This is a genomic window from Streptomyces sp. TLI_55 (genome assembly GCF_900206255.1).
Classification (GTDB): Bacteria; Actinomycetota; Actinomycetes; order Streptomycetales; family Streptomycetaceae; genus Streptomyces; species Streptomyces aquilus.
Map to the genome: position 1 here is coordinate 4,047,728 of NZ_OAOJ01000001.1, position 13,530 is coordinate 4,061,257.

The following is a 13,530-nucleotide window of genomic DNA, read 5'->3' on the forward strand; positions in this document are numbered from 1 at the left end:
ACACAGGAGCGGGCGGACCGATGCTTGGATCAACCCACGGCACCCTCACCACCGACTCCCGCCGGGCCCGGGTCGTCGCCTGCGGCGAGCAGCCCGGGCCCGCCGTCCACGGCCGGCCCGCCGACGTCGACGACCTCGACGTCAGCGGCCGTCCGCTGTACGGCGACGTCCCCGATCTGGACCGCTTCTTCCGGCCGGAGTCCGTCGCCGTGATCGGCGCCTCGGACGCCGAGGGCCGGCCCAACACCGGCGTCACCCGGCAGCTCCTCGGCTGGGCCGGGCGCGTCGGGGCCCGGCTGCACCCGGTGCATCCCAGCCGTCCGTCCGTGTTCGGCATCCCCTGCGTGGCGTCCGTGGCCGAGCTGCCCGAGCAGGTCGATCTCGCCGTCCTGCTGGTCGCCGACCCGCTGCCGGTGATCGAGGAACTGGCCGAGGCCAAGGCCAAGTTCGCGGTCGTCTTCGCCTCCGGTTTCGCGGAGACCGGCGAGGAGGGCGCCGCCGCCCAGGACCGGCTGGCCGCCGCCGTACGGCGGTCCGGGATGCGGCTGCTCGGTCCGAACACCAACCTCAACGCCTTCGAGCGGTTCCGCGAGGACCTCGACGGGCCGGCGATCGCCCTCATCACCCAGTCCGGGCACCAGGGGCGTCCCGTCTTCGCCCTCCAGGAGCTGGGCATCCGCCTCTCCCACTGGGCGCCGACCGGCAACGAGGCCGACCTGGAGACCGCGGACTTCCTCTCCTACTTCGCCGAGCAGCCGGACGTCGGCGCCATCGCCTGTTACGTCGAGGGCCTCAAGGACGGCCGCTCCTTCCTGCTGGCCGCCGACCGGGCCGCCCGCCGCAAGGTGCCGGTGGTCGCGGTCAAGGTGGGCCGCACCGAGACCGGCGCCCGCACGGCCGCCTCCCACACCGGCAAGCTGACCGGCGCGGACGCGGTGGTGGACGCGGCGATGCGGCAGTACGGCGTGATCCGCGTCGACGGTCTCGACGAACTCCAGGACACCGCCGCCCTGTTGGCCCGCGCCCGCCCGCCGCGCGCCGACGGGGTCGTCGTCTACTCGATCTCGGGCGGCACGGGCGCCCACTTCGCCGACCTGGCGACGGAGGCCGGGCTGCGGCTGCCGACGCTCTCCGACGCCAAGCAGGCCGAACTGCACCAGTGGATACCGGAGTACCTGAACGTCGCCAACCCCGTCGACAACGGCGGCCATCCGGTCGGCGACTGGCGCGGCCGGAAGATCATCGACGCGATCCTCGACGACCCGGCGGTCGGGGTGCTGATCTGCCCGGTCACCGGCCCCTTCCCACCGCTCAGCGACAAGCTGGTCCAGGACCTGGTGGACGCGGCGGAGGAGACGGACAAGCTGGTCTGCGTGGTGTGGGGCTCGCCGGTCGGCACCGAACCGGCGTACCGCGAGGTCCTGTTGGGCTCCTCCCGGGTGGCCACCTTCCGCACGGTCGGCAACTGCATCACCGCGGTCCGCGCCTACCTCGACCACCACCGCTTCACGGCGAGCTACCGCTCCCCCCTGGACGAGGCCCCGCGCACCACTTCGCCCTCCTTCCGCAAGGCGCAGGCCCTGATGCGCCCGGGTCAGCAGCTGAGCGAGCACGCGGCGAAGCAGCTGCTGCGGGCGTACGGCATCCGCGTGCCGCGCGAGCAGCTGGTGACCAGCGCCGCGGCGGCCGTCCGTGCGGCGGGCCTGGTGGGCTACCCGGTGGTGATGAAGGCCTCCGGTGCGCAGATCGCCCACAAGACCGAGCTGGGCCTGGTGAAGATCGGGCTCACCTCCGCGAGCCAGGTCCGCGACGCCTACCGGGAGCTGACCGACATCGCCCGCTACGAGGGCGTCTCCCTGGACGGGGTGCTGGTCTGCCAGATGGTCGAGCGGGGCGTCGAGATGGTCGTCGGCGTGACACACGACGAACTCTTCGGGCCCACGGTGACGGTCGGCCTCGGCGGCGTGCTGGTGGAGGTGCTGCGCGACGCGGCCGTACGCGTGCCGCCCTTCACCGAGGAGCAGGCCCGGGACATGCTGGGCGACCTGCGCGGACGGGCCCTTCTCGACGGGGTGCGGGGGCGGCCGCCGGCCGACGTCGACGCGCTCGTCGAGGTCGTGCTGCGGGTGCAGCGCATGGCCCTGGAACTCGGGGACGAACTGGCCGAGTTGGACATCAACCCGCTGATGGTCCTGCCACAGGGGCAGGGCGCGGTGGCGCTGGACGCGCTGGTGGTGTGCCGGTGAGCGCCGACGTGCTGCACACCGTGACGGACCAGGTCGTGTCCCTCACCCTCAACCGGCCCGAGGTCCTCAACGCCCTCACCCCCGAGGGACGGGACCTGCTGATCCGGCTGCTTGCGGACGCCTCGGCCGACCCCGAGGTGCGGGCCGTGGTCCTCACCGGGACGGGCCGCGGCTTCTGCGCGGGCGCGGACCTGCGGGGCGGCACGGGGTCCGGGGAGCGGGTCGCCGGCGATGTCGCGCGCATGCTCCGCTCGGGCGCCCAACGCCTGATCGCCGCGGTCCTCGACTGCGAGAAGCCGGTGATCGCGGCGGTCAACGGCACCGCGGCCGGCCTCGGCGCACATCTCGCGCTCGCCTGCGACCTCGTACTGGCCGCGGAATCGGCCAAGTTCATCGAGGTGTTCGTACGACGCGGGCTGGTCCCCGACGGCGGCGGCGCGTATCTCCTCCCCCGCCTGATCGGCCCGCAGCGCGCGAAGGAGCTGCTGTTCTTCGGCGACGCGCTGTCCGCCGCCGACGCCGAACGCCTGGGTCTGGTCAACCGGGTTGTTCCGGAAGGCGAGTTGGCGAAGACGGCGGCGGAGTGGGCGGCCCGCCTCGCCACCGGCCCGACCCGCGCCCTCGCCCTCACCAAACAGCTCGTCAACACCTCCCTCGACACCGACCGCACCACCGCGTTCGCCGCGGAGGCCGCCGCACAGGAGATCAACATGACGACGGCGGACGCGCGGGAGGGGGTGGCGAGCTTCGTGGAGCGACGAGGAGCGGAGTTCAAGGGCCGCTGACCGGCGTCACTTCTTCTTGAGAATCCGCAGGTCACCCGCGTCCGGGTCACCGAACAGCACGAACAGCTCGGGGTCGGCCGGCGTACCGCCGATCGTCCAGTACGTCTGCTCCCCGCAGCCGCCGTCCAGCCGTACGACGACCCCGTCCCGTTCCTCCGGCCCCTCCCCGGCGTAGGCGTCGTCGCGGCCGTCCCGGTCGAGGGTCCAGGTACCGGTGCCGGTGCAGCGCACGGACTCCCAGCCGTCGGGGTCCTGGAGCGGCAGGTCGGTGAACTCGACCCGGCCGCCCGCACGCAGGTCCAGGACGGCGCCGCCGTCGCCGTGCCAGGCCCCGGCGAGCTGGGCGGTGGAGAGCGTCGGGGGCTCGTAGTCCTTGAGCAGCCCGGCGAAGGTCGCCGCGATCGCGCCGCCGACGATCAGCACGCACAGCCCGAAGGTGGCGACCGCCGAGCGGAGCCAGGCGCCGAAGAACCCCCAGGCGCGCCCCTTGATCCGGGCGCGGCGGCGGGCGTAGCCGACGGTCAGGAGCGGGAGGAGGGCGAAGGCGGCGAGCATTCCGGCCGCGGCGAGCAGCGCCGGCACGGACGCGGACCACCCGCCCAGGACGAGCACCCAGAAGACGCTCAGCAGGATCACGGCCCCGAACTGCCACAGCCACTCCGGCCCGCGCGCCCGCCGCGCGGCCACGCAGGCGAGGACGAGCGTCGGCATCGTGAACAGGACCGCGTACAGGGTCGTCAGCAGCGGCAGCACGACGAGCACCGCCAGGAAGAAGAGCCCGGCGAGCGCGCCGCCGAAGCCGCTGCCGTAGTCGTCGTCGTTGACGGTCGTCAGCCACGCGAGCACCCAGAGCACCGGCACCTGAAGCGCGGCCGCCGCCGCGGCCGTGTGCAGCTCGGACCACTTCCAGGCGTCCGCGAGCTGTCGTCTTGTCTCTCCCCACCCCATGCACGCAGGGTACGAAGCCCCTTCGGCCGCCTCTCACCACCCCTTCCTATCTGACGCTCCGTCAGCTTCAATGGAAGGGTGATGGGACAAGCAGGCACGGCCGAGGCAGCCGTCCGCTATCTGCGGTCCGTGGAAGCGGCGGCGGGGCGATCCACAGCGCACGGCGACTCCACCGCCCCCCTCGACCCGCTGCCCCGCCCCGACCTGCGCTGTGTCGGCGAGGACGAGCGGGCGCCGGTCGGGCAGGGCGAGTTCCGGCGGGTGCTGGGGAACTTCGCGACGGGCGTGGCCGTGATCACCGCACCCGCCGCTGAGGGCGAGTCCGGTCCCGCCGGCTTCGCCTGCCAGTCCTTCTCCTCCCTCTCCCTCGACCCGCCCCTGGTCACGTTCATGGTCGGCCGTACGTCGGCGACCTGGCCGCGCATCGCCCGCGCCGGCGTCTTCTGCGTCAACGTGCTCGCCGCCCACCAGGGCGCCCTGTGCCGTGGCTTCGCGGTCAGCGGCGCGGACAAGTTCGCGGGCGTGGCGTACGACGCGGCGCCCTGCTCCGGCTCCCCGCGCCTCGCGGACACGCTCGCGTGGATCGACTGCACGATCCACGCGGTGCACACCGGCGGCGACCATCTGATCGTGGTGGGCCGGGTGGACGCGCTGGGCACGGGCGACGAGGGCGCGGCCCCCCTGCTGTTCCACCGGGGGCGCTTCCTCTAAGCCACCGCCGCCACTGTGGGCGGCACCGTCTGCTTCCGCCGGATCACCAGCGCCATCAGCGCCGCCGCCGCGCACAGCGCCCCGGAGAAGTACCAGACCATGTCGTACGACCCGAAGGCGTCCCGCGCCACACCGCCGAGGAAGGCCACCAGCGCCGCCCCGACCTGGTGCGAGGCCAGCACCCAGCCGAAGACGATCGCGCTGTCCTCGCCGTACTGCTCCCGGCACAGCGCCACCGTGGGCGGCACCGTGGCGACCCAGTCGAGGCCGTAGAAGACGATGAAGAACAGCATCGGCGGGTGGACGCTCGGCGCCAGCAGCATCGGCAGGAACAGCAGCGAGACGCCGCGCAGCGCGTAGTACGTCGCGAGCAGCCGGCGGGCGTCGAAGCGGTCGGTGAACCAGCCGGAGGCGATCGTGCCGACGACGTCGAAGACGCCGATGACCGCGAGCAGCGAGGCCGCCGCCTGGACCGGCATGTGCGCGTCGTGGGCGGCGGGCACGAAGTGGGTCTGGATCAGGCCGTTGGTGGAGGCGCCGCAGATCGCGAAGGTCCCGGCGAGCAGCCAGAAGGGGCCGGTGCGGGCGGCCTTGAAGAGGACGCCCACGGCACGCCGCGCGGCGCCCGGCACCGGCTCCGGCTTGGGCACGAACTCCTTGGCCCCGTACGGCTTCAGGCCCACGTCGGCCGGGTGGTCGCGCAGCAGCAGCCAGACGAAGGGGACGACTGCGAGGGCGGCGAGGGCGACGGTGACGGCGGCCGGGCGCCAGTCGTGCTTCTCCACCATCCAGGACAGCACCGGCAGGAAGATCAGCTGGCCGGAGGCGGAGGCGGCGGTCAGGATGCCGGTGACCAGACCGCGCCGCTCGGTGAACCAGCGGTTGGTGACGGTCGCCGCGAAGGCCAGCGCCATCGACCCGGACCCCAGACCGACCAGCAGGCCCCAGCACAGCATCAGCTGCCAGGCCGCCGTCATCCACACGGTCAGCCCGGACCCGACCGCGATCACGGTCAGCGCGACGGCGACGACCCGGCGGATGCCGAAGCGGTCCATCAGCGCGGCGGCGAAGGGGGCGGTGAGCCCGTACAGGGCGAGGTTGATCGAGACCGCCGCGCTGATCGTGCCGCGCGACCAGCCGAAGTCCTGGTGCAGCGGGTCGATGAGCAGCCCGGGCAGGGACCGGAAGGCGGCCGCGCCGATGATCGTCACGAAGGTGACGGCGGCGACGAACCACGCCCGGTGGATGCGCGGCTTCCTGGGGCTCGGGGTCTCCGGTACGGCGGCTGCGGCGGCCTGAGTCGTCTGAGTCACGCCCTTGAGCATCGCGGCCGGATCCCGCCGCATCGAGTGGCCCGAAGGACAGCATTCGTTAGGATCGGGCCATGAGCAGCGAGCCGAACAGCGACCGTGGGCCCCGTCCGCACCGCATCGTCGTCCTCGCCATGGACGGCCTGCTCCCCTTCGAGCTGGGTATCCCGCACCGCATCTTCGGCCGCCCCCGGGACGCCGCGGGACGGCCGCTGTACGAGGTCGTCACCTGCTCGGTCCGGCCGCCGGGCCCGGTCGGCACGGACTCCGACTTCGACGTCCTGGTGCCGAACGGCCCGGAGATCCTGGCCACCGCCGACACCGTGATCGTCCCCGCCTCCTACGAGTTCGGCCCGGTGTACGACGAGGGCGTCCTCACCCCCGAACTCGCCGCCGCGCTCGCCCACATCCGCCCCGGCACCAGGCTCGCCTCCATCTGCACGGGCGTCTACGTCCTCGCCGCCGCCGGGTATCTCGACGGCCGCCCGGCCACCACGCACTGGATCGACGCCGAGCGCCTCCAGCGGCTCTTCCCGAAGGTCAAGGTCGACCCGGATGTCCTGTACATCGACGACGGGGACGTCCTGACCTCCGCCGGTGTCGCCGCCGGGATCGACCTGTGCCTGCACATGCTGCGCCGCGACCACGGCACCGCGGTCGCCAACGCCGTGGCCCGCCGCACCGTCGTACCGCCGCACCGCGAGGGCGGGCAGGCGCAGTACATCCAGCGTCCGGTGCCCGAACCGCAGCTGGCCACCACGACCGCGGCCCGCGCCTGGGCGCTGGCCCGGCTGCACGAGCCGATCCAGCTGCGGGACATGGCCGAGCAGGAGTCGATGTCCGTACGGACCTTCACCCGCCGCTTCCGCGAGGAGGTCGGCATCAGCCCCGGTCAGTGGCTCACCCAGCAGCGGGTGGAACGCGCCCGGCAGCTGCTGGAGTCCTCCGACCTGTCCGTGGACCAGGTGGCCCGGGACGCCGGTTTCGGCACCGCGCAGTCGATGCGGCAGCACCTCCAGGCGGCGCTAGGCGTCACCCCGACGAGCTACCGTCGCACCTTCCGCACGGGCGCCGAGCCCGGCGCCGGCGTCACCGCCCGTGTCCCCAGCGGCAGTTGACGCCTTCACCCGGACCTCTCCCCACCAGCCGAGCGCGGTGAGCAGGAGCCCCAGCACCACGCCCGCCAGGATGGCCGTGGACGGGGCCACGACCTGGAGCAGCCCACCGGCGAGGGACCCCGTCGCCGCGTAACCCGCCCCCGCCGCCGCGTACATCACCGAGTACCCGGCGGCCGCGGCACCCGGCGGAACGGCCTCCCGCAGGGACAGGTTGCGCGTGATCAGCGCACCCGACTGGAGCGTGCCCGCGAGCGCCAGGGCGACCGCGATCCCGGCCGCGCCCGGTATCAGCGCGGCGAGGGCCACGAAGGCCGACATGCCGACCATCAGCACCACACTCCGGGTGCGCAGCCGCCCCGGCCACGCCCGCAGCCCGTACAGGAACGCCCCGAGGCCCGCCGCCACGGCCATGCCGGCCAGCATCGGTCCGGTCCAGCCGACACCGATGCCGCGCTGTTCCAGGAGGGCGGGCAGGGTGAGTTCGGCGAGGCCCAGCAGGGTGAGGCTGGCCGCGCCCGTGACGTACACCGGCCACGCACGTATCAGCACCCGGAACGCCGAAGACGCCCCGCCCTCCCCCTGCCGCGTCTCCTCGTCCCAGCGAGCGGGAAGCAGCCACAGCCCCGCGACCGAGGCCGCCATCAGCGCCGCGGCGAGCACCAGCGGAGCGCGGGGCGCGACGCCGAGGGCGAGTCCGGCGACCGCCACCGGCGACACGGCCCACACCCCGGACATCAGCATCGACTCGGTGGACAGCGCCTGCGCCACCGCGCGTTCCGGAACCAGCGAGGTCAGCAGCGTCCGCAAGCCGCCGGTGACCGCCCCCGGCATGAACCCGGCCACGAAGGCGCACACCCCCAGCACCCCGCTCGGCGCACCGGGCCACACCCCCAGCGCCGCGAACCCCACCGCCCCGCCCGAGAGCCCGACGGCCAGATGCCGGCGCCCGCGCGCGGGATCCAGCCGCATCCCGAGCACCGGTGCGCCGATGATCTCTCCGATCACATAGGCCGCCGCGAGCGCCGCCCCCAGCGTGTACCCGCCGGGCCGCTCGCGCACCAGGAAGACCAGCGCCAGCGGGGCCATCGCGACCGGCATACGGGCGCCGACGGCCGTACCGGCCCAGATCAGCACCGACTTGGAGGCGACGTCGCGGTAGGTCATGCGAACGACCGTAGGCGTCGGCACTGACAACACGGCAGTGATTTTCCTGCCCTGTGGACAACTCCGCGCCGACCCTCAGAAGGTCAGCACCCCCCGCGCCACCTTCCCCGCCTCCGCGTCCACCACGGCCCGCTCGAACTCCTCCACGGGATACGTCTGCGTCACCAACTCGTCGAGCAGCAACCGCCCCTGCCGGTAGAGCTCGGCGTACAGCGGGATGTCCCGCTGCGGCCGCGAGGAGCCGTAACGGCAGCCCAGGATCGACTTGTCCAGGAACATGGACGCCACGACGAAGGACGCCTCCGCCCCGGCCGGCGGCGTCCCGAGCAGGACCGCCTGACCGTGCCGGTCCAGCAGATCGACGGCCTGCCGGACGAGTTCGACGCGCCCGACGCACTCGAAGACGTGGTCGGCCCCGGTCGGCAGCAGTTCCCGCACGCCCTCGGTCGACGTCAGGAAGTCGGTCGCCCCGAACTGCCGGGCCACCGCCTCCTTCGCCGGATTGGCATCGACGGCGACGATCCGCAGCGCCCCCGCGATCCGGGCCCCCTGGAGGACGTTGAGCCCGATGCCCCCGGTGCCGATCACGACCACGCTGTCGCCCCGGTCCACCTTGGCCCGGTTGAGCACGGCCCCCACCCCGGTCAGCACCCCGCATCCGATGAGCGCGGCCGAGGTCAGCGGAATGTCCTGCGGAATCCGCACCACCTGCACGGCCTTCACCACGGTCCTTTCCGCGAACGCCGAGTTGGAGGCGAACTGGAACACCGGCCGCCCACCCCGCGCGAACGGCTGCCCCGGCCGCCCGATGGCCTGCCGGCACATGGTGGGCCGCCCCCGGTCGCACTCCGGGCAGGTCCCGCAGTTGGCGAGGGTGGACAGCGCGACATGATCACCGGCCGCGACATGGGTCACGCCCGCCCCCACGGCCGCCACCACGCCGGCCCCTTCATGCCCCAGCACCACGGGCACCGGGAACGGAATGGTCCCGTCTACGACAGACAGGTCGCTGTGACACAACCCGGCGGCCGCGATGGCGACGACCACCTCCCCGGGCCCCGGTTCCCGCACCTCCAGGTCGGCCACGACCTCGACCCGCTTCCCGTCGAACAAGACGCCGCGCATCACACAACCCCCTTGGGTTCCCTGGGCAGCCCGAGCACCCGCTCGGCGATGATCGTGCGCTGGATCTGGTCAGAGCCGCCGTAGACGGTGTCGGCCCGCGAAAACAGGAACAGCCGCTGAAACGCGTCGAGTTCATACGGCGAGGAGGCCTCCCACTCCCGCGGCCCCACACTCCCCACGGCCCCCCGAACCGCCATGGCCAGCTCTCCCAGCCGCTGATGCCAGCCGCCCCACAACAGCTTGGCCACGCTGGGCGCCCCGGCGTCCCCGGCCCGCCCGAGCGTGCGCAGCGCGTTCCACCGCATCACCCGCAGCTCGGCCCACTGCCGGACGAGCCGGTCCCGTACGACGGGATCGTCCACCGCCCCCGAGTCGACGGCGGCCCGCACCACCCGCCCCAACTCCTCGGCGAACCCGATCTGCTGGGCCAGCGTGGACACCCCCCGCTCGAACCCGAGCAGACTCATGGCCACCTGCCAGCCGTTCCCCTCACCCCCGACGACATGCTCCGCACACGCGCGTGCCCCGTCGAAGAAGACCTCGTTGAAGTCGCTGGTCCCGGTCAGCTGCCGAATGGGCCGCACCTCGATCCGCCCCGGCTGGTCCATGGGCACGAGGAGAAGGGACAACCCCTGATGCCGCCGCGACCCGGCTTCGGTACGGGCCAGCACAAAACACCAGTCGGCGTCCTGCGCGAGCGAGGTCCAGATCTTCTGCCCACTGACCCGGTACCACTCCCCGTCCCGCACGGCCCCGGTCCGCACCCCGGCCAGATCCGACCCGGCCCCGGGTTCGCTGTACCCCTGACACCACAGCTCGTCCCCGGCGGCGATGGCCGGCAGGAACCGGGCCTTCTGCTCCGGACTGCCATGGGCGATGAGGGTCGGCGCCAGCAGATTCTCCCCGATATGCCCGGACCGAGGAGGAGCCGAGGACCGCGCATACTCCTCGGCCCAGACAACCTGCCGAGTAAGCCCGAGAACCCGATTCCCGTACCCCGCCTCCCCCCACCCGACCCCGATCCACCCGGCGGAACCGAGCTCCCGCTCCCAGACGCGACGATCGACATCGGTCCGGGCATGTGCGCCGAGCCAAGCCTTAGCCTCCTTGCGGAACGCCTCGTCATCGGCGGTGAACCCAAAGTCCACGGACCTCTCCTCTCAACGCCGCGGAGGTGTATGCCCTTAGGGGCGCGGGGAACTGCGCGCCCAGCCACAACCAACCCGCACCCGCCAAACCACAAGTCCCCCCGAGCTACTGGGCGTTAGGCCGAGCCCCGCCCCGCGCCGCTTTCTCCATCGCCGCCACATGCGTGAGCATCGGCATCGGATCCACCCCAACCGACCCCGGCAAGAACTCCGCAATCGCCTCCGGCGTCCAGGCCCCACCCCCGGCATACGCAGCGCGCAGCTCCCGCGGCTGAGCCCACACCGCCAACTTCGCCCCCGCGATCGTGTACACCTGCCCCGTGATCCCGCCCTCCCGGGCCCGGTCCGACAGCAGGTACACCACCAGCGCGGCCACATCCTCCGGCTCCCCGATCTCCGCCAGCTCCATGGGAACCCCGGCGGACATCCGCGTACGGGCGACAGGCGCCACCGCGTTCGCCGTCACCCCGTACTTGTGCAGTCCCAACGCCGCGCTGCGGACCAGCGAGATGATCCCGCCCTTCGCCGCGCTGTAGTTCGCCTGCGACACGGACCCCTGATGGTTCCCGCTGGTGAACCCGATCAGCGTCCCGCCCCGCTGCCTGCGCATCACCGCCGACGCCGCGCGGAACAGGGTGAACGTCCCCTTCAGATGCGTGGCGACGACCGAGTCCCACTCGTCCTCGGTCATGTTGAACAGCATCCGCTCGCGCAGGATCCCGGCGACGCACACGACCCCGTCGAGGCGCCCGTACGACGCCAGGGCCACGTCGACGATCCGCTGCCCGCCCGCCATCGTGGACACGTCGTCGGCCACCGCGACGGCCTCTCCCCCCGCCGCGACGATCTCCTTGACGACCGCTTCGGCGACCTCGCTCGTCGGCGAGGACCCGTCCACAGAGACCCCGTAGTCGTTGACGACGACCCGCGCCCCCTCGGCCGCGGCCGCGAGCGCCACCGCCCGTCCGATCCCGCGCCCCGCCCCCGTCACGGCGACGACCTTGCCTGCCAAGAAGTTCCCCACGACCGGCCCCTTCCCGCGGTTTCTGACGGACCGTTAGATTTTATGACCCGTCAGATACCCGGAGACAAGCCCCTGGGGAGCGCCGATGACATTGCCGGCCGAGTTCCACGAGATCGCCAAGCGCGTGAACAACTGGGGGCGTTGGGGCGCCGACGACGAGATCGGCACCCTCAACCTGATCACCGACGAGGTGGTGCGGCAGGCCGCCGCCGAGGTCAGGACGGGTCGCCGCGTCCCCCTCGCGCTGCCGCTCCACCAGGACGGGGTGCAGACCGGCATGATCCCGGGCCGGGTGAATCCGCTGCACGCCATGGTGCAGATCAACCAGGAGATCTTCGGCCCGGGGACGGTGGCGTGCAGCGACGACGCCGTGACGATGGGACTCCAGGCGGCCACCCACTGGGACGCGCTCCCGCACGTCTCGCATTCGGGCAGGCTCTACAACGGCCGCCCGGCCGACACCGTCACCGCGCACGGCGGCGCGCGGTTCAGCGGCATCGACAAGGCGCGGCACATCGTCTCGCGCGGGGTGCTCCTGGACGTGGCACGCGCGCGGGGCGTCGACCGGCTCGACGGCGGCCACGCGGTCACCCCGGAGGACCTGGAGGCGGCCGAGGAACTCGCGGGCACGCGCGTGCGGGCCGGCGACATCGTGCTCGTACGGACGGGGCAGTTGCAGGTCCTGCTGGCGGGCGACAAGCACGCGTACGGCTATCCGTCACCCGGCCTGTCGATCCGTACGCCGGAGTGGTTCCACGCGCGCGATGTCGCGGCCGTCGCGAACGACACCCTGACGTTCGAGATCTTCCCGCCCGAGATCGAGGACCTGTGGCTGCCCGTGCACGCGCTCGACCTGGTGGAGATGGGGATGCTGCAGGGCCAGAACTGGAATCTCGAAGAGTTGTCCACAGCCTGTGGACAAGAAGGCCGCTACGCGTTCCTGCTCGCGGCGATGCCCGAGCCGTTCGCCGGCGCGACGGGAACTCCCGTGGCACCGGTCGCCATTCTGTGAGGATGGCCGGACGGCGGCACGCCGAGCGCCGCCGTCCGGCCGCGCGCCCCGATTCCCAGGCCCCGAGGGAACCGACGCCGGACCAACGACCCACACTCGGCAAGGGCTCCCGTCACCGAAGCCCTCGTCGTCCCCTCGCGGCGAATCGCTGACCACAAGCGTGAGCAGACGAACACGCGGCGTCAACACCGGTCGGGAGTTTTATCACTTACGCCCTATTTGCCATGGGCGCGCACGGAAGCACATCACGGCGCACCGCCCCGCACCCGACGGGGGCGACCGGGCCACCGTGCAGCCGTGCACCCGTCGCGCGGCCCCTACACCGCCTCGTACGCGAAACCCTCGTACCCCTTGAACGCCGAAGCCCCGCCCGCGAAGGCCGGACCGGCCGCGCGATCCTCCTGCGCGGACCGGTCGAGTTCGCACCAGATGCGCTTGCCGGCGCCCTCGGGGCTCCAGCCCCAGCGGTCGGCGAGGCCGTCGACCAGGGCGAGCCCCCGGCCGCCGGTGGCGTCCCCGTCGACACAACGCGGCACCGGCGCACAGCTGCTGGTGTCGGCCACCTCCAGGCGGACGGTGGCCTCCCCGGTCACGGCACCGGGCAGCGACAGCCGGAGCACGGCCGGACAGCCGGTGTGCACCACGGCGTTGGTGACCAGCTCGGACACGAGCAGGATCAGGGTCTCGGCGAGCGGCTCGTCGGCCCCTATGCCGGACCCGGCGAGTCGCGACCGCGCCCACCTGCGGGCTCGTCCCACCTCAGCGGGGTCGGGCCGGATCTCCAGCTGCATTTGAAGCACCTGCACCGCTCACACCATCCGAACCGGCAGACACATAGCCTCGCGCCTCACGAGGGCCACGATCGTAGCCATTTTTTGCATGGCCAGAACAATGGCCAAAGCCGGGGTCACAGAACGTGAGTCCCTTACGAGACAGCAT

At 72.6% G+C, this 13,530-nt stretch carries 12 protein-coding genes; 5 read left to right on the forward strand and 7 right to left on the reverse strand.

Annotation, left to right across the window (positions count from 1 at the left end):
- Positions 1-20 precede the first annotated feature (20 nt).
- Both CRP56_RS18620 and CRP56_RS18625 read left to right on the forward strand, forming a co-directional pair.
- On the forward strand, positions 21-2,246 hold the full coding sequence (locus CRP56_RS18620) for an acetate--CoA ligase family protein (protein WP_097265494.1): 2,226 nt from the start codon (positions 21-23) through the stop codon (positions 2,244-2,246).
- Positions 2,237-3,031 carry an enoyl-CoA hydratase/isomerase family protein gene (locus CRP56_RS18625; protein ID WP_097265496.1) on the forward strand — a complete coding sequence of 265 codons (795 nt, stop codon included), beginning with the start codon at positions 2,237-2,239 and terminating at the stop codon, positions 3,029-3,031. The genes CRP56_RS18620 and CRP56_RS18625 overlap by 10 nt, the downstream gene beginning before the upstream one ends.
- 6 nt (positions 3,032-3,037) lie before the next feature.
- Here CRP56_RS18625 and CRP56_RS18630 read toward each other — a convergent pair whose 3' ends face one another.
- Positions 3,038-3,979: a hypothetical protein gene (locus CRP56_RS18630; protein ID WP_097265498.1), complete on the reverse strand. Its 942-nt coding sequence runs from the start codon at positions 3,977-3,979 to the stop codon at positions 3,038-3,040.
- An 81-nt stretch (positions 3,980-4,060) separates the two neighbouring features.
- On the opposite strand from CRP56_RS18630, the gene CRP56_RS18635 reads away from it, so the two are divergent.
- A complete protein-coding gene (locus CRP56_RS18635) occupies positions 4,061-4,690 on the forward strand; it encodes a flavin reductase family protein (RefSeq protein ID WP_097265499.1) in 630 nt (209 codons plus the stop codon).
- Here the strand turns inward: CRP56_RS18635 and CRP56_RS18640 are convergent.
- A complete protein-coding gene (locus CRP56_RS18640) occupies positions 4,687-6,003 on the reverse strand; it encodes an MFS transporter (RefSeq protein ID WP_097274213.1) in 1,317 nt (438 codons plus the stop codon). The two genes, CRP56_RS18635 and CRP56_RS18640, sit on opposite strands and share 4 nt — an antisense overlap.
- A 71-nt stretch (positions 6,004-6,074) precedes the next feature.
- Here CRP56_RS18640 and CRP56_RS18645 point away from each other — a divergent pair, with 71 nt between their 5' ends.
- Positions 6,075-7,118, forward strand: coding sequence for a GlxA family transcriptional regulator (locus tag CRP56_RS18645; RefSeq protein WP_097265501.1), 1,044 nt, complete (start codon positions 6,075-6,077; stop codon positions 7,116-7,118).
- Here CRP56_RS18645 and CRP56_RS18650 read toward each other — a convergent pair.
- The 4 genes from CRP56_RS18650 to CRP56_RS18665 all read right to left on the reverse strand — a co-directional run bounded on the left by CRP56_RS18650 (position 7,026) and on the right by CRP56_RS18665 (position 11,579).
- On the reverse strand, positions 7,026-8,282 hold the full coding sequence (locus tag CRP56_RS18650; RefSeq protein WP_097265502.1) for an MFS transporter: 1,257 nt from the start codon (positions 8,280-8,282) through the stop codon (positions 7,026-7,028). The genes CRP56_RS18645 and CRP56_RS18650 overlap by 93 nt on opposite strands.
- Before the next feature lie 75 nt (positions 8,283-8,357).
- Complete coding sequence (locus tag CRP56_RS18655; RefSeq protein ID WP_097265504.1) at positions 8,358-9,407, reverse strand: Zn-dependent alcohol dehydrogenase; 1,050 nt, start codon at positions 9,405-9,407, stop codon at positions 8,358-8,360.
- Positions 9,407-10,555 (reverse strand): acyl-CoA dehydrogenase family protein, encoded by a 1,149-nt coding sequence (locus CRP56_RS18660; RefSeq protein WP_097265506.1) that lies wholly within the window; start codon positions 10,553-10,555, stop codon positions 9,407-9,409. Before CRP56_RS18660 ends, CRP56_RS18655 begins: the two co-directional genes overlap by 1 nt.
- Positions 10,556-10,661: 106 nt before the next feature.
- On the reverse strand, positions 10,662-11,579 hold the full coding sequence (locus CRP56_RS18665; protein ID WP_097265508.1) for an SDR family oxidoreductase: 918 nt from the start codon (positions 11,577-11,579) through the stop codon (positions 10,662-10,664).
- Positions 11,580-11,664: 85 nt separating this feature from the next.
- Between CRP56_RS18665 and CRP56_RS18670 the strand changes: the two genes are divergently transcribed.
- Positions 11,665-12,591: a cyclase family protein gene (locus CRP56_RS18670; RefSeq protein ID WP_097265510.1), complete on the forward strand. Its 927-nt coding sequence runs from the start codon at positions 11,665-11,667 to the stop codon at positions 12,589-12,591.
- 317 nt (positions 12,592-12,908) lie between these two features.
- Here the strand turns inward: CRP56_RS18670 and CRP56_RS18675 are convergent, their stop codons facing one another.
- On the reverse strand, positions 12,909-13,382 hold the full coding sequence (locus tag CRP56_RS18675; protein WP_179851055.1) for an ATP-binding protein: 474 nt from the start codon (positions 13,380-13,382) through the stop codon (positions 12,909-12,911).
- Positions 13,383-13,530: the final 148 nt, after the last annotated feature.